This window comes from Kitasatospora sp. NPDC005751 (genome assembly GCF_040630835.1).
In the GTDB taxonomy this organism is placed as follows: Bacteria; Actinomycetota; Actinomycetes; order Streptomycetales; family Streptomycetaceae; genus Kitasatospora.
This window is the reverse complement of the sequence record NZ_JBEXYC010000002.1, coordinates 84,979-104,223: the sequence shown is the minus strand read 5'-3', so window position 1 is coordinate 104,223 and position 19,245 is coordinate 84,979. Positions and strand designations below refer to the sequence as shown.

The 19,245-nt window shown below is 72.9% G+C and carries 10 protein-coding genes; 3 read left to right on the top strand and 7 right to left on the bottom strand.

Annotated elements, in window-relative coordinates; translation table 11 throughout:
• Window positions 1–127 precede the first annotated feature (127 nt).
• Window positions 128–754, top strand: a complete 627-nt coding sequence (locus ABZ497_RS03165) for a DUF6114 domain-containing protein (protein WP_329489652.1) — start codon at window positions 128–130, stop codon at window positions 752–754.
• Window positions 751–2,133: a hypothetical protein gene (locus tag ABZ497_RS03160; protein ID WP_359803102.1), complete on the top strand. Its 1,383-nt coding sequence runs from the start codon at window positions 751–753 to the stop codon at window positions 2,131–2,133. Before ABZ497_RS03165 ends, ABZ497_RS03160 begins: the two co-directional genes overlap by 4 nt.
• Before the next feature lie 75 nt (window positions 2,134–2,208).
• Here ABZ497_RS03160 and pyk read toward each other — a convergent pair whose 3' ends face one another.
• From pyk to ABZ497_RS03125, 7 genes are all read right to left on the bottom strand, one after another.
• Window positions 2,209–3,636: a pyruvate kinase gene (gene pyk / locus ABZ497_RS03155; protein WP_329489654.1), complete on the bottom strand. Its 1,428-nt coding sequence runs from the start codon at window positions 3,634–3,636 to the stop codon at window positions 2,209–2,211.
• A 94-nt stretch (window positions 3,637–3,730) separates the two neighbouring features.
• Entirely contained in the window at window positions 3,731–4,945 is a 1,215-nt protein-coding gene (locus ABZ497_RS03150; RefSeq protein ID WP_359803100.1) for an acetate kinase, read from the bottom strand.
• Window positions 4,942–7,113, bottom strand: coding sequence for a phosphate acetyltransferase (gene pta / locus ABZ497_RS03145; protein WP_359803098.1), 2,172 nt, complete (start codon window positions 7,111–7,113; stop codon window positions 4,942–4,944). The genes ABZ497_RS03150 and pta overlap by 4 nt, the downstream gene beginning before the upstream one ends.
• Window positions 7,114–7,346: 233 nt before the next feature.
• The gene (glgB, locus tag ABZ497_RS03140) at window positions 7,347–9,878 is read right to left on the bottom strand and encodes a 1,4-alpha-glucan branching protein GlgB (protein ID WP_359803096.1); all 2,532 of its coding nucleotides are present in this window, start codon (window positions 9,876–9,878) and stop codon (window positions 7,347–7,349) included.
• 98 nt (window positions 9,879–9,976) lie between these two features.
• Window positions 9,977–11,464, bottom strand: a complete 1,488-nt coding sequence (locus ABZ497_RS03135; RefSeq protein WP_359803094.1) for a phosphotransferase — start codon at window positions 11,462–11,464, stop codon at window positions 9,977–9,979.
• 239 nt (window positions 11,465–11,703) lie between these two features.
• Window positions 11,704–13,428 (bottom strand): maltose alpha-D-glucosyltransferase, encoded by a 1,725-nt coding sequence (gene treS / locus ABZ497_RS03130; RefSeq protein WP_359803092.1) that lies wholly within the window; start codon window positions 13,426–13,428, stop codon window positions 11,704–11,706.
• Complete coding sequence (locus ABZ497_RS03125; protein ID WP_359803312.1) at window positions 13,425–15,380, bottom strand: alpha-1,4-glucan--maltose-1-phosphate maltosyltransferase; 1,956 nt, start codon at window positions 15,378–15,380, stop codon at window positions 13,425–13,427. The genes treS and ABZ497_RS03125 overlap by 4 nt, the downstream gene beginning before the upstream one ends.
• Before the next feature lie 1,098 nt (window positions 15,381–16,478).
• Here ABZ497_RS03125 and glgP point away from each other — a divergent pair.
• Window positions 16,479–19,190 (top strand): alpha-glucan family phosphorylase, encoded by a 2,712-nt coding sequence (glgP, locus tag ABZ497_RS03120; protein ID WP_359803090.1) that lies wholly within the window; start codon window positions 16,479–16,481, stop codon window positions 19,188–19,190.
• Window positions 19,191–19,245 lie beyond the last annotated feature (55 nt).

Here is a 19,245-nt window from a genome sequence, read left to right as displayed (position 1 = left end):
TTGAGCGGCGGCGGGCCCCGGCCCGCCGCCGACCGCGGTACCCGGGGGGTCGGGGGCGGTGCGTGCGCCGTCCCGGGCCCTCCCCCTCCCGTTTTTCGCCTCGTTCACACCATCGAGGAGCTGCATCGTGTCCAGCGCCCTTGCCGAGTTCCGGCCCGCCGAGCACGAGAACCCCGCCCAGTGGGTGCGTCGGGTGTTCCGTAACTTCCGCCGGTCCCGGCCGTTCTACGGCGGCTTGCTGGCCATGATCGCCGGCGTCCCGATCATGTACTTCCCGTACGCCAAGCTGGCGTTGAACGGCATGACCGTCACCATGGCGACCACGGCCGGTGCCGGGTCATTGATCATCGGGGTCCTGCTGATCGTGCTGGGCCTGACCGCCTGGTTCCAGCCGGCCGTCCGGTTCTTCGCCGGCATCGCCACCACGCTGCTGACCCTGATCTCGATCCCGGTCTCCAACCTCTCCGGTTTCGGCATGGCGCTGCTGCCCGGTCTGATCGGCGGCGGGCTGATGCTCTCCTGGGCGCCGAACCCGGCCGCGCCGACGACCGAGGCGGTCGCCGCCGGCGCCGGCGGCGCCAAGACCCTGCCGTCGACGGCGTCCGAGGAGCCCGGCACCGCGGAGTTCGCCGCCGAGGAGCCCGCCACCGCGCCGCTGCCGGCCGTCCCCGCGCAGGCCGCCCCGGCCGACGGCGGTACCGCCGGGGCCGGCGTTCCGTCGCAGCACACCGGTGACCAGAAGGAGGCACGGTGAGCGGGTCCCAGGAGCCGCGGGCGGAGCAGCGCTCCGGGCGGCACGCGGCGCCCCGCACGCCCGTCCGGGTCCGGCTCAGAGGCCGCGCGCTGGCGATGGCCGCGGTGCCGACCGCGCTGCTGATGGCCGCCGCCTACACGCCGAACGCCGCGATCGCCGAGACCTCGGCGGGCAAGCCCTGCGCCACCGCGCCGGACACCGCGCCGCCGGTGGTGGCGGAGACCCCGGTGCCCAAGAGCGAGCTGCCCCCGCCGCTGCCCGGTCCGTCGGTGCCGCTCCCGGAGAGCCCGGCGACCACCCCGGCGGGCACGCCGACCGGTGCGCCGACCAGTGCGCCGACGAGCACGCCCACCACGGTGCCCGCCACCCCGGCCCCCTCGTCCTCGCCGGCCTCGGCCCCGGTCCGGTCCGCGACCACCGGCGGGTCCGGCGGCGGCGTCGTCCAGGCCGGGCTGATCGACGACATCGTCGGTGGGATCACCAACCTGATCCACCCGAGCGCGTCGGCGAGCCCGTCCGCCTCCGCCACCACGGCCGCTCCGGCGCCGACCCAGGCCCCGGTGACCGCGCCCGCCGCGGGAAACCGCGCGGTGGCCCCGGCCGCCGCCACCCAGGCGCCCGCCGCGCCCGCGCCGTCCGCCGCCACGACGCCCCCGGTCGCCGGGTCGGGGACGCCGAGCCCGGCGGCCACCACGCCGGGCGCCAAGGCGAGCACGCCGGGTGCCAAGGCGAGCGGCAAGCCGTCCGCGGGTGCGAAGGCCACCGGGTCGGCCACGCCGTCGGGCCCGGCCACGCCGTCCGCCTCGGGCACGCCGAGCAAGGACCCGAACTGCCTGGTCCCGATGAAGGGCCTGGCCGCCGGGGAGAAGACGGACAACGCGATCCTCGTCCCGGACCAGAACTGGACCCTGCAGACCAGCCGGCTGACCCTCAACCACGCCGTCCTGATGGGCGTGGTCAAGGTCCAGACGCCGACCGGCACCAAGCGGGTGCTGAAGTTCGTGGTCGACAGCGTGGACATCGAGAACCTCGACATGTCGACCCTTGAGGGCAACGGCAAGACCTTCCACGTCAAGGGCGCCCCCGGCTCGGTCTCCACGATGCGCAAGGGCCCGGTCACCATGTACGTGGAGAAGCTCTCCGGCCACCTGTCCAAGGTGCTCGGCCTGCCGATCCCGATCGACCTGGGCGAGCTCACGCTGACCCCGGACGGGCCGCTGCCGCAGTGGCTGTACGACCTGATCGGCAAGCTCGAACTGCCGCTCTGGCTGGAGATGACCGGTGTCACCGCGGTCCAGTCCGGCCAGTTCGGCGGCACGCTGAAGATCCCCGGCATGCAGCTCTACAACGACGACAAGCCGTACGTCGGCAGCCAGTAGCGGCGGCGAGAACGCCCGTGGGGCGGCCCCTCCGACGAGGAGGGACCGCCCCACGGGCGTGTTCGCGGGCGGGTGCTACGCGCTCCGGGTGCCCAGGTGGTGCACCTGGACCATGTTGGTGTTGCCGGGGACGCCGGGGGGCGAGCCGGCGGTGACGATGACGGTGTCGCCCTCGTCCAGCTGGCCGATCTTGAGCATCTCGCGGTCGACCTGGGCCACCATCTCGTCGGTGGAGCCGACCTGCTCGGTGACGTGCGCCTCGACGCCCCAGCTCAGCGAGAGCTGGTTGCGGGTGGCGTTGTCCGGGGTGAACGCGATCACCGGGATCGGCGAGCGGTAGCGGGAGAGCCGGCGCGCGGTGTCACCGGACTTGGTGAACGCGACCAGCGCCTTGCCGTTGAGGAAGTCGCCAAGCTCGCACGCGGCGCGGGCGATCGAACCGCCCTGGGTGCGCGGCTTGCGGCCCGGGTTCAGCGGCTGGAGGCCCTGCGAGAGCAGCTCCTCCTCGGCCTTCTCGGCGATCCGGCTCATGGTGCGGACCGTCTCGACCGGGTACTTGCCGACGCTGGACTCGGCGGAGAGCATGACCGCGTCGGTGCCGTCCAGGATCGCGTTGGCGACGTCGGAGACCTCGGCGCGGGTCGGCCGCGAGGCGTGGATCATCGACTCCATCATCTGGGTCGCGACGATCACCGGCTTGGCGTTGCGGCGGGCCAGCGTGATGAGCCGCTTCTGGACCAGCGGCACCCGCTCCAGCGGGTACTCGACGGCCAGGTCGCCACGGGCGACCATGATGGCGTCGAAGGCGAGGACGATCTCCTCCATGGCCTCGACGGCCTGCGGCTTCTCGATCTTGGCGATGACCGGCACCCGGATGCCGACCGCGTCCATGACCTCGTGAACGTCCTTGATGTCGTCCGCGTTGCGGACGAAGGAGAGGGCGACCATGTCGACGCCCAGCTCCAGGGCGAAGCGCAGGTCGTCCTTGTCCTTCTCGGACAGCGCGGGCACGTTCACGGCCGTGCCGGGCAGGTTGATGCCCTTGTTGTTCGAGAGCACACCGCCCTCGACGACCACGGTCTTCACCTGCGGGCCGTCGACGCTGACGACCTCCAGGGCGATGACGCCGTCGTTGATCAGGATCGGGTCGCCGGGCTTCACGTCGCCCGGCAGGCCCTTGTAGGTGGTCCCGCAGATGTGCTGGTCACCGGGGACGTCCTCGGTGGTGATGATGAACTCGTCACCGTTGTCGACGGTCACCGGACCGTTGGCGAAGGTGGCCAGACGGATCTTGGGGCCCTGGAGGTCGGCAAGGACGCCGATGGCCTTGCCGGTGTCCTCCGAGACCTGGCGGACCTTGTGGTACCGCTCCTCGTGGTCCGCGTGGGTGCCGTGGCTCATGTTCAGTCGGGCGACGTTCATGCCCGCCTCGACGATGGCCTTCAGCTGTTCGTAGGAGTCCGTCGCCGGACCCAGGGTGCAGACAATTTTCGCTCGGCGCATATGGATCAGTCTATCCGTTCGTGTTATAGGTGCATTCGGCACGAAACGTGAGGAATCGTCGACGAAGGATCCCGAGGGGCGAGACGACGACGGCTCAGCCCCCGGACCGCCGGTGCACCAGGGCGAAGGCCTGACGCGCGATCTCCAGTTCCTCGTCGGTGGGGACCACGGCGACCGCGACCCGGCCGTACGCGGGCGAGATGATCCGGGCCTCGCCGGAGCGGACCGAGTTCAGCTCGGGGTCCACCGCGATGCCCAGCTCCTCCAGGCCGGCGGTGGCCGCGGCCCGCACCGGAGCCGCATTCTCGCCGACCCCGGCCGTGAACGCGATCGCGTCCACCCGGCCGAGCACCGCGTAGTAGCCGCCGATGTACTTGCGCAGCCGGTGGACGTAGGCCCGGAACGCCAGCTCGGCGTCGGCGTCCCCGCCCTCGGCCCGCCGCATGATCTCGCGCATGTCGTTGTCGCCGCACAGCCCCAGCAGGCCGCTGCGGCGGTTCAGCAGGTCGTCGATCTCGTCGATCGAGAGACCGCCGACCCGGTGCAGGTGGAACACCACGCCCGCGTCGATATCACCCGAACGAGTGCCCATCACCAGGCCCTCCAGGGGGGTCAGCCCCATCGAGGTGTCCACGCAGCGGCCCCCGGAGACGGCCGAGGCGGAGGCGCCGTTGCCCAGGTGCAGGACGATCACGTTCACCTCGGCCGGGTCCTTGCCGAGCAGCCGGGCGGTGGCCCGGGAGACGTACTGGTGCGAGGTGCCGTGGAAGCCGTAGCGGCGCACCCGGTGCTCGTCCGCGACGGCCTTGTCCACCGCGTACCGGGCCGCGTACTCGGGCATCGAGGCGTGGAAGGCGGTGTCGAAGACGGCGACCTGCGGCAGGTCCGGGCGCAGCGCCCGGGCCACCTCGATGCCGGTGATGTTGGCCGGGTTGTGCAGCGGCGCGACCGGGATCAGCCGGCGGATCTCGGTCAGCACCTCCTCGGTGATCACCGTCGGTTCGGTGAACCGCAGCCCGCCGTGGACCACCCGGTGGCCGATCGCGGCGAGCTCGGGGGAGTCCAGCCCGGTGCCGTCGGCGGCCAGCTCCTCGGCGACGGCCTTCAGGGCGGCGCAGTGGTCGGGGAAGACCTGGAGCGCCTCGCGCCGCTCCCCGGAGCGCGGGGCGTGCACCAGCCGGCCGTTCGCCTCGCCGATCCGCTCGACCAGGCCGGAGGCCAGCCGGGCGCCGTCCAGCATGTCGATCAGCTGGTACTTGACCGACGAGGAGCCGGCGTTCAGGACCAGGACGCGGGTGCCTTCACTCATGCCCGGACTCCTTCGGTGCGGTCCTGCGAGGGGGTGGCCGGGCCCTGCGGCCCGCCGTGTTCCTGCGACTGGATGGCGGTGATCGCGACGGTGTTGACGATGTCCTCGACCAGCGCGCCGCGCGAGAGGTCGTTGACGGGCTTGCGCAGCCCCTGGAGGACCGGGCCGACCGCCACCGCGCCGGCCGAGCGCTGGACCGCCTTGTAGGTGTTGTTGCCGGTGTTGAGGTCCGGGAAGATCAGCACGGTGGCCCGGCCTGCCACCGGCGAGCCGGGCAGCTTGGTGGCCGCGACATGGGCGTCCACCGCCGCGTCGTACTGGATCGGGCCCTCGACCAGGATGTCCGGGCGCAGCGCGCGGACCAGCTCGGTCGCCTTGCGGACCTTGTCGACGTCGGCGCCGGAGCCGGAGGTGCCGGTGGAGTAGGAGAGCATCGCGACCCGGGGCTCCACGCCGAACTGGGCGGCGGTGGCGGCGGACTGGATGGCGATGTCGGCCAGCTGCTGGGCGTCCGGGTCGGGATTGACCGCGCAGTCGCCGTAGACCAGCACCTTGTCGGCGAGGCACATGAAGAAGACCGAGGAGACGATCGCGGCGCCCGGCGCGGTCTTGATCACCTCGAAGGCGGGCCGGATGGTGGCGGCGGTGGAGTGCACCGCGCCGGAGACCATGCCGTCGGCGATGCCCTCCTGGACCATCAGGGTGCCGAAGTAGCTGACGTCCGTGACGACGTCCAGCGCCAGCTCCACGGTCATACCCTTGTGGGCGCGCAGCCGGGCGTACAGCTCGGCGAACTGGCGGCGCAGCGGGCTGGTCGCCGGGTCGACGATCCGGACCTGGGCGCGGTCGGCCGCCGGGTCCTCCTGCGGGAGGTCGATGCCGAGGGCGGCGGCCTTGCGGCGGACGGTGTCGGGGTCGCCGAGGAGGGTGAGGTCGCAGATGTTGCGGCGGAGCAGCACCTCGGCGGCGCGCAGCACCCGTTCCTCGGCGCCCTCCGGGAGGACCACGTGCCGGCGGGCGCCCCGGGCCCGCTCCAGCAGCGCGTGCTCGAACATCATCGGGGTGACCCGCTCGGACCGGCCGACCTCGATCCGGTTGGTCAACTCGGCTGTGTCCACGTGGAGTTCGAAGAGTCCCAGGGCGATCTCGGCCTTCCGCGGGCTGGCCGAGGTGAGCTTGCCCTCCAAATGGGTCAGTGCGGCGGCGGTGATCCAGCTGCCCTCGGGGACGACGGCGACCGGAGTGCCGGGGGCCAGCCGGGCGGCCAGCGCCATCACGTTCGGGCCGGGGTGCTGGCCGAGCGTCAGCAGCACGCCGGCGATCGGCGGGGCGCCGGCGGCGTGCGCGGCCAGCGAGCCGATCAGCAGGTCGGCGCGGTCCCCGGGGGTGACCACCAGGGCGCCCTCGGTCAGCGCGTCCAGGAAGGTCGGCAGCATGGCGCCGCCGAAGACGAAGCCGCGGACGTCCCGGGCCAGCCCGGCCGCGTCCCCGGTCAGGACCTCGGCGCCGGTGGCCTCGACCAGCTGGGCGACGGTCGGCGCGGCCAGCGCCGGCTCCTCGGGGATGACGTACGCGGGGATCGGCAGCTTCTCGCCGAGGGTGCGCTGGATCCGCTGCTTGGCGCCGGGCGCGACCCGGTTGGCGACCATCGCGAGGGTCTCGCAGCCGAGGTCGGTGTAGGCGCGGTGGGCGTTGCGGACCTCGGCGATCACCGCCGCCGGGTCCTCGGAGTGGCCGCCGACCACCGGTAGCACGGCGGCGCCGAACTCGTTGGCGAGGCGGGCGTTGAAGGCCAGCTCGTCGGGGATGTTGGTGTCCGCGAAGTCGGTGCCCAGCACCAGCACCGCCTGGCAGCGCCGCTCCAGCGCCCGGAACCGGTCGACGAGGGTGGAGACCAGCTCGTCCTGGCCCTGGGCGGCCTGCAGGGCGGCCGCCTCCTCGTAGGTGAGCCCGTACAGCTCGGCGGTGGGCAGGTCGACCCGGTAGCGGGTGCGCAGCAGCTCGACGACGTGGTCGGAGCCCCGCTCGCCGGGCGCGTGCGCGTGCACCAGCGGCCGGAACACCCCGACCCGGTCCACCTGGCGGGTGAGCAGTTCCATGACCCCGAGTTCGACGGCCTGCCGGCCGTCCCCTCGGTCGATCCCGGTCACGTACACGCTGCGCGCCACGTGGGTCTCTCCGTCCCGTCGTCTCAGAGGATGGTCATATCGACCATACCTTCGCACCGGGAACGGACGTCCGCGAGCAGAGGGCCCCGGCCGGGGCAAGGGACGAAGGTCACGTCGGGACGGGCCGGGGTCAGCCCGCGACGGGTTGGAGCCGCGGTAGCCCTCGGCCTCCGGCGGGGAGCCTGGTGGCCGGTCGGTGCCGGGCGTGACGGCCCGGCACCGACCGGGCGTGCTCAGGCCGGGCGGAGCCAGACGGTGGCGAGGGGCGGCAGGACGAGTTCGGCGCTGCGGGGCTGGTCGTTCCAGGGGACGGACTCGGTCTTCACCGGGTGGGAGTTGCCGACGCCGGCGCCGCCGTAGGTCTCGGCGTCGGTGTTCAGCACCTCCTCCCAGAGCTGCTCGCGGCCGTCGAGGGCGGGCAGGCCGACCCGGTGGCCGTGCCGCACGACGGGGGAGAAGTTGCAGACCGCGACGAGCGGGGAGCCGTCGGCGGCGTACCGGACGAAGGAGAGCAGGTTGTCCTCGGCCGCGCCGCCGTCCAGCCAGCGGAAGCCGTCCGGCGTGGTGTCCTGCTCCCAGAGCGCCGGGGCGTCGAGGTAGCGGCGGTTGAGGTCGCGGACCAGCCGGCGCATCCCGAGGTGCTCCCCGGCGGCCGGCCAGGACTGCTCGTCGAGCACCCACCACTGCGGGCCCTGTTCGTGGTCCCACTCCGACCCCTGGGCGAACTCCTGCCCCATGAAGAGGAGTTGCTTGCCCGGGTGGGCCCACATGAAGCCCAGGTAGGCGCGCTGGTTGGCGCGCTGCTGCCACCAGTCGCCGGGCATCTTGGAGACCAGCGCCTGCTTGCCGTGCACCACCTCGTCGTGCGAGATCGGCAGCACGTAGTTCTCGGAGTAGGCGTACACCATCGAGAAGGTGATCTCGTTGTGGTGGTACTTGCGGTGCACCGGCTCCTTGGACATGTAGACCAGCGAGTCGTGCATCCAGCCCATGTTCCACTTCAGGCCGAAGCCCAGGCCGCCGCTGTCGGTGGGCCGGGTGACGCCCTCCCAGGCGGTCGACTCCTCGGCGATGGTGAGCACGCCGGGGCAGCGCCGGTAGACGGTGGCGTTCATCTCCTGGAGGAAGGCGGCCGCGTCCAGGTTCTCCCGGCCGCCGTACTGGTTGGGCGTCCAGGCGCCGCCCTCGCGGGAGTAGTCGAGGTAGAGCATCGAGGCGACGGCGTCCACCCGCAGGCCGTCGATGTGGAACTCCTCGCACCAGTACACCGCGTTGGCCACCAGGAAGTTGCGCACCTCGGTGCGGCCGTAGTCGAACTCCAGGGTGCCCCAGTCGGGGTGCTCCGCGCGCAGCGGGTCGGCCGGCTCGTACAGCGGCTCGCCGTCGAAGCGGGCGAGGGCGAAGTCGTCCTTGGGAAAGTGCGCGGGCACCCAGTCGACGATCACGCCGATGCCGTGCCGGTGCAGGGTGTCGACCAGGTGGCGGAAGTCGTCGGGGCTGCCGAGCCGGGCGGTGGGGGCGTAGTAGCCGGAGACCTGGTAGCCCCAGGAGCCGCCGAAGGGGTGTTCCATCACCGGCATGAACTCCACGTGGGTGAAGTTCAACTCCTTGAGGTAGCCGGGTAGTTCCTCGGCGATCGCCCGGTAGCTGGTGAGGTCGGGCCGCCAGGACGGCAGGTGCAGCTCGTAGACCGACATCGGCGCCCGGTGGTGCGCGGCGCGGGCCCGGCGCTCCATCCACTCGTCGTCCCGCCAGCGGTAGGAGGAGGAGGTGACGACCGAGGCGGTGCCCGGCGGGCACTGCGCGGCCCGGGCCAGCGGGTCGGCCTTGTCGAGCACCCAGCCCTGCCGGGTGTGGATCTCGTACTTGTACTGGGTGCCCTCGGCCAGGCCCGGGACGAACAGCTCCCAGACGCCGGAGGAGCCGAGCGAGCGCATCGGGTGCGCGGTGCCGTCCCAGTGGTTGAAGTCCCCGATCAGCCGGACGCCCGCCGCGTTCGGCGCCCAGACCGCGAAGGCGGTGCCGGGCACCCCGTCGACGGTGCGCACGTGCGAGCCGAGCGCCCGCCAGAGCTGCTCGTGCCGGCCCTCGGAGATCAGGTGCAGGTCCAGCTCGCCGAGGGTGGGCGCGATGCGGTAGCCGTCGTGCTGGCTGAGCGGCTCGCTGCCGGGGTAGCTGACCAGCAGCCGGTAGTCGGGCACCTCGGTGCCGGCCAGCAGGCCGGTGAAGAGGCCGCTCTGCTGGTGGGTGAGCTCGGCGGGGCCGTGCGCGGTCTCCACCACCACCCGCTCGGCGAACGGGCGCAGCACCCGGATCGCGGTGCCGCCGTGCACCGGGTGGGCGCCGAGCAGGCCGTGCGGGTCGTGGTGCATGCCGCCGACCAGCCGGTCCACCTCGCTCGGCGGCAGCGGTGCCTCGGGCAGCCGCAGCGCCCCGGGCGGGGCGGCCGGTCCGTCGGGGAGGCCCTCCGGGGGGGCGACGGGGGCGACGGGGGCGGCAGCGGCGGCGGGGGTTCCGTCGGGGGCGCTCCCCGCGGCGTCTGCGGCAGCGTCGCCGGCGGTGTTGCCGGCCGGGTCCGTGGCCGGGTCCGTAGCCGGGTCCGTGGCCGCCCGGGCGGCGGCGCCGTCCGGGCCGCCGTCGGGCGCCGGGCGGCGCGGTTCGGCCCGCCGGGCCGCCGAGGGCTCGCGCTGGGCGGAGTCCGGGCCCGCCAGGAAGGTGGCAGGCACGGTACGGGGGGTGCGGCCGGGCGGGTCGAGCGGCGTCACGGCGTGGTCCTCCTGCGGGATCGGGGTGGCCGGGGGCGTCGGTGGCGGGCGGGCGTTCTCGGGGGCGGGGGCGGGTGCGGAGCCGGTCTGGCGGGCCCTCAGACGGTCAGGGCCAGCCGGTTGATCGCGGCCAGCGGGATCGGCAGCCAGCCGGGCCGGTGGCGGGCCTCGTAGACCACCTCGTACACCGCCTTGTCGATCTCCAGGGCGCGCATCAGCTCGGGCGAGGCGGCCGGGTCGGTGCCGCCGCCGGCGGTGTAGCCGGCGCAGAAGGCGGTGCGGTTGCGCTGGGCCCAGGCGGCGGCGAGGTGGGCCAGCTCCGGGTCGGGCGGTGCGCCGGCCAGCAGGTGGGCGGCCGCGTAGTCGAAGGAGCGGAGCATCGCGGCGACGTCGCGCAGCGCGGTCTGCGGTTCGCGCCGCTCGGCGACGGACTTGGCCGGCTCGCCCTCGAAGTCCAGCAGCACCCAGCCGTGCGGGGTCCGCATGGCCTGTCCGAGGTGGAGGTCGCCGTGGATCCGCTGGACCGGCATGCCGTCCGGATGGGCGTCGGCGAGCTGCTGGAAGGCGGCGCGCAGGGCGGGCCGGTAGCGGAGCAGCCCGGGCACGGCGGCCACCGCGCTGTCCAGCCGGTCGGCCATCGCGGTCGCCAGCTGCCGGGTCTGGGTGCGGTCCAGCCGGGCGACCGGCATCGAGCGCGCCAGGACCCGGTGGACCTCGGCGGTGGCCCGGCCGAGCCGGTGCGCCTCGATCGCGAAGTTGCCGGGGGACGGGTCGCCCTTGAGCCGGCCGACCTGGTCCAGGGCCAGCTCCCAGCCGTCCTCGGCCTCCGGCAGGTAGCGCTGGAGCAGGCCGAGAGTGGCCGGTTCCGCGCGCTCCAGTCGGCTCTCGAACCAGGCCGCGACCCGGGGGATCCGGGTGGAGCCGGCCCGCGAGAGCGCCAGCGACAGCTCCAGGTCGGGGTTGGTGCCGGGGTGGATGCGGCGGAAGAGCTTGAGGATGTACGCGGTGCCGTAGATGACCGAGCTGTTGGACTGCTCCGCGGTGGAGGCGCGACCGGGCAGGTTGGTGGGCAGCCCGGAGCCGGGGGTGCGGCGGAACGACAGCGAGCCGAACCGGTCGCCGGTGGCCAGGTGCTCCAGCAGCCGCCCGGTCAGCTCGGGATCGTGCACCGCGTCGTAGAGCGCCGCGCCGTCGTACGGGCCCTGGCTGAGCCGGCCGAGGACGGCGCTCGGCTCGATGTCGGCCGTCCCCGCGGAGCGGATGCCGAGCAGCAGCTGGTAGATGTCCCCGTGCGGTGCGCCCGCGGTGGTGGCGTGCTCGACCCGCAGCAGCAGGTGCAGCAGGGCCGGGTCGCCGACCTGGAGCGGGGTGCCGACCACGGGGGTGAGGCCGGTGATGGGCCGTCCCTTGCCGGCGTACCAGCGCTGGGTGGGGAGCCACTCGGCGATCAGGGGCAGGGCCGCCTGGACGAGTTCGCTGACCCCCAGAGCGGTTCTCCGGGCCGCGGCGCCGCGGGAGCCCACCGGCGCGGGGCCGGTGGGGGTGTCGCGGTGCAGATCGGCTTGAGAACGGGAGGTTTCGGACATGACTCCCTTTCCCCGGAAGCGGGCGGACTGCCCGACGGGTCTGGCCGGGTCCGTCAGTCTTCCGGATTTCGGCGGCGCGGCGGCGACGGCACGCGAGCGGTGCTCAGGTGTCACGCCTTCGTGTAAGTGGCCGTTGGGCTGTTCTCCGTACGCGGCGGTGCAGAGACCTCCGGGGGCGCGGGGTGTTCAACTCTCGCGCCCCCGGAGGGTTTGGTGGAACGGGTGCTCCTGGCGGATCGTTACTTCGATCGCCTGGCGCTGCTGAGGCGCGGGGGCTGCCGGAGCTGGAACCAGTAGAAGCCGTGCCCGGCGAGGGTGAGCAGGTACGGCCACTCACCGATCGAGGGGAAGCGCACCCCGCCGATCAGCTCGACCGGGTACCGCCCTCCGAACTGCCGCAGGTCGAGTTCGGTCGGCTGCGCGAACCGCGAGAAGTTGTTCACGCACATGACCAGGTCGCCCTCGTGCTCCCGCACGAAGGCCAGTACCGCGGGATTGCTGGAGGGCAGCTCGGTGTAGGTGCCGAGGCCGAACGCCGAGTTGAGCTTGCGGATCTCGATCATGCGACGCGTCCAGTGCAGCAGTGAACTCGAACTGCTCTGCTGCGCCTCGACGTTGGTCACCTGGTAGCCGTACACCGGATCCATGATGGGCGGCAGACTGAGCCTGCCCGGGTCGGCGGACGAGAAACCCGCGTTGCGGTCCGGGGTCCACTGCATCGGCGTGCGCACGCCGTCCCGGTCACCCAGCCAGATGTTGTCGCCCATGCCGATCTCGTCCCCGTAGTAGAGCACCGGGGAGCCCGGCAGGGAGAGCAGCAGGGCGGTGAACAGTTCGATCTGGTTGCGGTCGTTCTCCAGCAGCGGGGCGAGCCGGCGGCGGATGCCCACGTTGGCGCGCATCCGGGGGTCCTTGGCGTACTCCGCGTACATGTAGTCGCGCTCCTCGTCGGTGACCATCTCCAGGGTCAGCTCGTCGTGGTTGCGCAGGAAGATGCCCCACTGGCAGCCGTGCGGGATGCGCGGGGTCTTGGCGAGGATCTCCGACACCGGGTAGCGGGACTCCCGGCGGACCGCCATGAAGATGCGCGGCATCACCGGGAAGTGGAACGCCATGTGGCACTCGTCGCCGCCGGAGGCGAAGTCGCCGAAGTAGTCGACGACGTCCTCCGGCCACTGGTTGGCCTCGGCGAGCAGCACGGTGTCGGGGTAGTCGGCGTCGATCTCCTTGCGGACCCGCTGGAGGAACTCGTGCGTCTCCGGCAGGTTCTCGCAGTTGGTGCCCTCGCGGGCGAACAGGTACGGCACGGCGTCCAGCCGGAAGCCGTCGATGCCGAGGTCGAGCCAGAACCGCAGCCCGGCGATCATCTCGTCCTGGACGCGGGGGTTGTCGTAGTTGAGGTCCGGCTGGTGGGAGAAGAACCGGTGCCAGAAGTACTGCTTGCGCACCGGGTCGTAGGTCCAGTTGGAGGTCTCGGTGTCGACGAAGATGATCCGGGCGTCCGGGTACTGCTTGTCGTCGTCGGCCCACATGTAGAAGTCGCCGTACGGGCCGTCCGGGTCCTCCCGGGAGGCCTGGAACCAGGGGTGCTGGTCGCTGGTGTGGTTCATCACGAAGTCGATGACCACGCGCATGCCGCGCAGGTGCGCGGCGTCGACGAACTCCATGAAGTCGGCGAGGTCGCCGAACTCCGGCAGGACCGACTTGTAGTCCGCGACGTCGTACCCGCCGTCGCGCAGCGGCGAGGCGAAGAACGGCGGCAGCCAGAGGCAGTCGACCCCGAGCCACTGGAGGTAGTCGAGCTTGGACGTGAGCCCCCTGAGGTCCCCGACCCCGTCGCCGTTGCTGTCCTGGAAGGACCGCACCAGCACCTCGTAGAAGACCGCACGTTTGAACCACTCGGGGTCCAGGTTCTTCTTCGAGGTCTCGGGGAAGGTGTCGGGGACGGGCTCGTTCACTGTCACGCTGGGTTCCTCCGAACCGTGAGGAGGTGAGCCGGCTCGGCTGAGGGATCGAGCCGGACGTAGTTGTGCCGGCCCCAGGTGTAGGCGGCGCCGGTGAGCTCGTCGTGCACCGCGAACGGGCCGTCCCCGTCGAGGGTGACGGTGGCCTCCTGGGCGTGGTGCGGGTCGAGGTTGACGACCGTGATGACGTGGTCGGTCAGGCCCTCGGTCGTGGTGGCGGTCTTGGAGAAGGCGAGTACCTGGTCGTTGTCGGTCGGGTGGAAGCGCAGGCCGCGCAGCTGCTGGAGCGAGGGGTGCCGGCGGCGCAGCCGGTTCAGCACGGTGAGCAGCGGGGCCAGGGAGTCGGTGCGGGTCCAGTCGCGGGGTCGCAGTTCGTACTTCTCGGAGTGCAGGTACTCCTCCGAGCCCGGGTGGGCCGGCTCGTTCTCGTACAGCTCGAAGCCGGCGTAGACGCCGTAGCTGGGGGAGAGGGTGGCGGCCAGTACGGCACGGATCGCGAACGCCGCCCGGCCGCCGGTCTGCAGGTACTCGTGCAGGATGTCCGGGGTGTTGGCGAAGAAGTTGGGCCGCATGTAGGAGGCGGCGTCGCCGGCGAGCTCGGAGAGGTATTCGGTGAGCTCCTGTTTGGTGGTGCGCCAGGTGAAGTACGTGTACGACTGGTGGAAGCCGATCTTCCCGAGGGTGTGCATCATCGCCGGCCGGGTGAAGGCCTCGGCCAGGAAGACCACGTCCGGATCGGTGCGGGCGATGTCGGCGAGCACCTTCTCCCAGAACAGCACCGGCTTGGTGTGCGGGTTGTCGACCCGGAAGATCCGCACGCCGTGGCTCATCCAGAACCGCAGGACCCGGAGGGTTTCCTTGACGATTCCGTCCATGTCCTGATCGAAGTTGATCGGATAAATGTCCTGGTACTTCTTCGGGGGGTTCTCGGCATAGGCGATGGTGCCGTCGGCGCGGTGGCTGAACCACTCCGGGTGCTTGTTGACCCAGGGGTGGTCCGGCGAGCACTGCAGCGCGAAGTCCAGGGCCACCTCCAGGTGCAGCGCCGCCGCCTCGGCGACGAAGTGGTCGAAGTCCTCGATGGTGCCGAGGTCCGGGTGGACGGCGTCGTGGCCGCCCTCCGGCGAGCCGATCGCCCAGGGTGAGCCGACGTCGTGCGGACCGGCCGTCAGGCTGTTGTCCGGCCCCTTGCGGAAGGCTCGCCCGATCGGGTGGACCGGCGGCAGGTAGACCACGTCGAAGCCCATCGCGGCGACGGCGGGCAGCCGCTCGGCGGCGGTGCGCAGGGTGCCCGAGCGCGGCGGCTCGACGCCGGAGGGGTCGACCACCGCGCCCTCCGAGCGGGGGAAGAACTCGTACCAGGAGCCGTACAGCGCGCGCTCGCGGTCCACCTGGAGCGGCAGCGGGCGGGAGGCGCTCACCAGTTCGCGCAGCGGGTAGCGGGCCAGCAGGTCGAGCACCTCGGGCGCGAGGGCCGCGGCCAGCCGGGACAGCGGCGGCAGGCCGGCGTCGCGCAGGGCGTCCACCGCGGCCAGGATGTGCGCCCGGCCCTCCTTCTTCGGCACGCCGCCCGCGGCCCGCTCCAGCAGCAGCGCGCCCTCCTCCAGCACCAGCGCGGTGTCGATCCCGGCGGGCAGCTTCACCGCGGCCACCTTGCGCCAGGTGGCCAGCGGGTCGCTCCACGCCTCCACCAGGTAGGACCAGCGGCCGGGCGCGGTCGGAGTGACCTGCGCGCCCCAGCGGTCGGTGCCCTCGGCGAGTTCGCGCATCGGCGTCCACGGACCGCTGCGGCCGCGCGGGTCGCGCAGGACCACGTTGGCGTTCACCGCGTCGTGGCCCTCGCGGAACACGGTGGCGGTGACCGCGAAGGTCTCGCCGACCACCGCCTTGGCCGGGCGACGGCCGGCGTCGACGAGGGGGCTGACGTCCAGGACGGGGATGCGGCCGATCACGGTGTCGCTCTCTGTCGTCTTGCGGGCGGCTGGCTTGCGGGCTGGGGTCTTGGCGGCGGTCTTGGCGACCGGCTTGGCGGCGGGTCCGGTCGCGGACCCGCCGGCGGCCGTGGTGCGGGCGGGTGCCCGCCGGGGCGCCGGGCCGGCCTTCGCGGCGGCGCCCGTTCCGGAGCCGGCGATCGACCCGGTGCCGGCGGTGGTGACCTCGGTGCCGGTGGCGGCGGTGCGGCGCGTGGTGGTGCGCCTGCGGGGTGCCGCCGGCCGGCTCTCCTCGGTCCCGGGTTGTCGGGCCGGTTCGGACGGCTGCTCCGGACGGTCGGCCGCGGCGCCCCGGGGTCCCGGCATCGCCGCGTCTGTCCGAGTGTCAGAATCCATCCGTCCGGCGGATTCCGCGACCGCTGCGTCGTGGCTTTCGGCCACCGGTGTGGACTGGTCCCGCGTGTCGCCGTGCATGCCAAACTCCTGCCCGAGATCGGCGGCAGCTCCCGCGGGCCGGGCCGGCCGGGGGGAGTACCGGGAGGATTGCTGGGTGGGGAGGACGTGCGACCGGAAGCCTGCCCGCGCCGCCGTCCCCGGCAACCTGCCCCGCTCCCGCCGAGCCCCTGGCGGGGCGCCCGAGAGCCCGCGCGCGTCCCGGCGCACGCCTCTCGGGGCACGCCCCTGGGCGACCCAACCCACCCGTGAACGAGCAGGCCGAGTCCCAGGACACGCGGCGGCGCGCGGTGAGCGCCGAATGGGCTAAGGAGGTTGGGAATCGATCAACGCGAAAAGGATTCGGACGTGCTGCTTCAAGGAGGGCGCCACCCGTCGCCGCACTCCCCGCAGCATCCACGACCTTGGTTCATAGTCGCACCGGCGACCGGACTTTTGCAGCGGTACGACAGTAGTTTCGGGCTTTGTCCGGGGCGGCTCCGCCGGTGGAAATGGATCTGTTCCGCAATGTTCACGCATTGGTAGCGCGATCCGACGGAACGTGCGCCGCGCGCGCCCCCTCTGCAGCCCAATGCGCCGAATGCGATCTCATCAATAGCCCGAACGGAGGCTCAATAGCCCACTTGACGCACCCTCATGACAGCCGCCGGGGCTACGCTTCACGCCGTGAAGGCAATCCGCAGATTCACCGTCCGCACTGTCCTGCCCGAACAACTCCAGCCGTTGCACGAGCTGGCCCTCAACCTGCGCTGGTCCTGGCATCCCGAGACCAGGGACCTCTTCCGGTCCGTGGACCCGGAGGTCTGGGCGGCCACGGGGGAGGACCCGGTGCGCCTGCTGGGCGAGGTCCCGGCCGCGCGGCTCGCCGCGCTGGCCACCGACCGCCGGTTCCTGCGCAGACTCGGCGACCTCGCCGACGACCTGCGGGAGTACCTGGCCGGACCGCGCTGGTACCAGGCCGCCCAGCACGGCCTCGACCAACCGGTCGCCGATGCCGCGCAGCCCACCGCCATCGCCTACTTCTCGCCCGAGTACGGCATCGCCGCGGCGCTGCCCCAGTACTCCGGCGGCCTCGGCATCCTGGCCGGCGACCACCTCAAGGCGGCCAGCGACCTCGGCGTGCCGATCATCGGCGTCGGGCTGTTCTACCGGCACGGCTACTTCCGGCAGTCCCTCAACCGGGACGGCTGGCAGCAGGAGCGCTACCCGCTCCTCGACCCGGACGAACTCGCCGTCACGCTGCTCCGGGAGAGTGACGGCACCCCCTGCCGGATCGACCTCGCGCTGCCCGGCGGCCGCACCCTCGCCGCGCACGTCTGGCGGGCCCAGGTCGGGCGGGTGCCGCTGCTGCTGCTCGACTCCGACATCGAGGCCAACTCGGCCGCCGAGCGCGACGTCACCGACCGCCTGTACGGCGGCGGCAGCGAGCACCGGCTGCTCCAGGAGATGCTGCTCGGCATCGGCGGCGTCCGTGCGGTGCGCGCCTACTGCCGGCTCACCGGCCACCCCGCGCCCGAGGTCTTCCACACCAACGAGGGCCACGCCGGCTTCCTCGGGATCGAGCGGATCCGCGAGCTGATCACCGACGGTCCGGCCGAGCCCGGTCTGGACTTCGCCGCCGCCCTGGAGGCCGTCCGGGCCGGCACCCTGTTCACCACCCACACGCCCGTCCCGGCCGGCATCGACCGCTTCGACCGGGACCTGGTCGCCCGCCACTTCGGCGGCGACGCGGCACTGCCCGGCGTCCCGGCCGACCAGGTGCTCGCGCTCGGCGCCGAGACCTGGCGCGGCGGGGACCCGAAGCTGTTCAACATGGCGGCGATGGGCCTGCGGCTCGCCCAGCGCGCCAACGGCGTCTCGACCCTGCACGGCGAGGTCAGCCGGTCCATGTTCAACGGACTCTGGCCGGGATTCGACGCCGCGGACGTCCCGATCACCTCGGTGACCAACGGCGTCCACGCGGCGACCTGGATCGACCCGGCGGTCGTCCGGCTCGGCGCCGCCGAGATCGGCGCCGACCGCGCCGAGGACGCCATGACCACCGGGGACGCCAAGCGCTGGACGGGCCTGGAGCGGATCGGCAACAGCGAGATCTGGGAGCTGCGCCGCAGCCTGCGCGCCCAGCTCGTCGACGAGGCCCGCCACCGGCTGCGCGCCTCCTGGCGCCAGCGCGGCGCCGGCGAGGCCGAGCTCGGCTGGGTCTCCTCGGTGCTCGACCCGGACGTGCTCACCATCGGGTTCGCCCGCCGGGTGCCCTCCTACAAGCGGCTCACCCTGATGCTGCGCGACCAGGAGCGGCTGCGCGCCCTGCTGCTGAGCCCGACCAGGCCGGTGCAGATCGTGGTCGCCGGCAAGGCCCACCCGGCCGACGACGGCGGCAAGCGGCTGATCCAGCAGATGGTCGCCTTCGCCGACGACCCGGCCGTCCGGCACCGGATCGTCTTCCTGCCGGACTACGACATGGCGATGGCCCGCCACCTCTACCCGGGGTGCGACGTCTGGCTGAACAACCCGCTCCGCCCGCTGGAGGCCTGCGGCACCTCGGGGATGAAGGCCGCGCTGAACGGCTGCCTCAACCTGTCCGTCCTGGACGGCTGGTGGGACGAGTGGTACGACGGCCAGAACGGCTGGGCGATCCCCACCGCCGACGAGAGCGCCGGCGTCCTCGACCCGGAGAGCGGCGAGGCCGAGCGGCGGGACGACATCGAGGCCGCCGCACTGTACGACCTGATCGAGCACCAGGTGGCCGCCCGGTTCTACGACCGGGGCGCGGACGGGCTGCCGCACCGCTGGATCGCCATGGTCCGGCACACCCTGGTCACCCTCGGGCCCAAGGTGCTGGCGGGGCGGATGGTCCGCGAGTACGTCGAGCGGCTGTACACCCCGGCGGCGCTGGCCCAGCGGGAGCTGGCGGCGGCGGTGCCCGGCGGGCCGGTGACCGGCCCGTACGCGGGGGCCCGTGAGCTGGCCGGCTGGAAGGCCAAGGTCCGGGAGGCCTGGCCGGCCGTCCGGGTCGAGCACGTCGAGGCGGAGTGCCCGGACGAGGCGCAGGAGCTGGGCAGCTCGCTGGCGCTGCGGGTGCAGGTCGCGCTCGGCGCGCTGGAGCCCGGTGACGTGGAGGTGCAGGTGGTCTCCGGCCGGGTGGACGAGTCGGACGGCATCTCGGACGCCTGCCTGCTCGCCCTCAAGCCGGTCGGCGGGCCGGACCTCGACGGGCGCACCCGCTACGAGGGCTCGCTGGAGCTCTGCCGGACTGGCCCGTTCGGGTACACCGTCCGGGTGCTGCCGGCCCATCCGCGGCTGGCCTCGCCGGCCGAGCTGGGCCTGGTGGCGCTGCCGCCGGAATCCACCGGGATGGACGCGGGGCTGCTGCGCTGAACGGGTGGGGAGGGCCGGTCGGTCCGGCTCTCCCCACCCCGCCCGGCCGGGCGGG

Coding starts and splice junctions, on each gene's coding strand:
- ABZ497_RS03150 (WP_359803100.1), bottom strand. CDS start 4,945: ATGAGTGAAGGCACCCGCGTCCTGGTCCTGAACGCCGGCTCCTCGTCG.
- ABZ497_RS03135 (WP_359803094.1), bottom strand. CDS start 11,464: ATGTCCGAAACCTCCCGTTCTCAAGCCGATCTGCACCGCGACACCCCC.
- pyk (WP_329489654.1), bottom strand. CDS start 3,636: ATGCGCCGAGCGAAAATTGTCTGCACCCTGGGTCCGGCGACGGACTCC.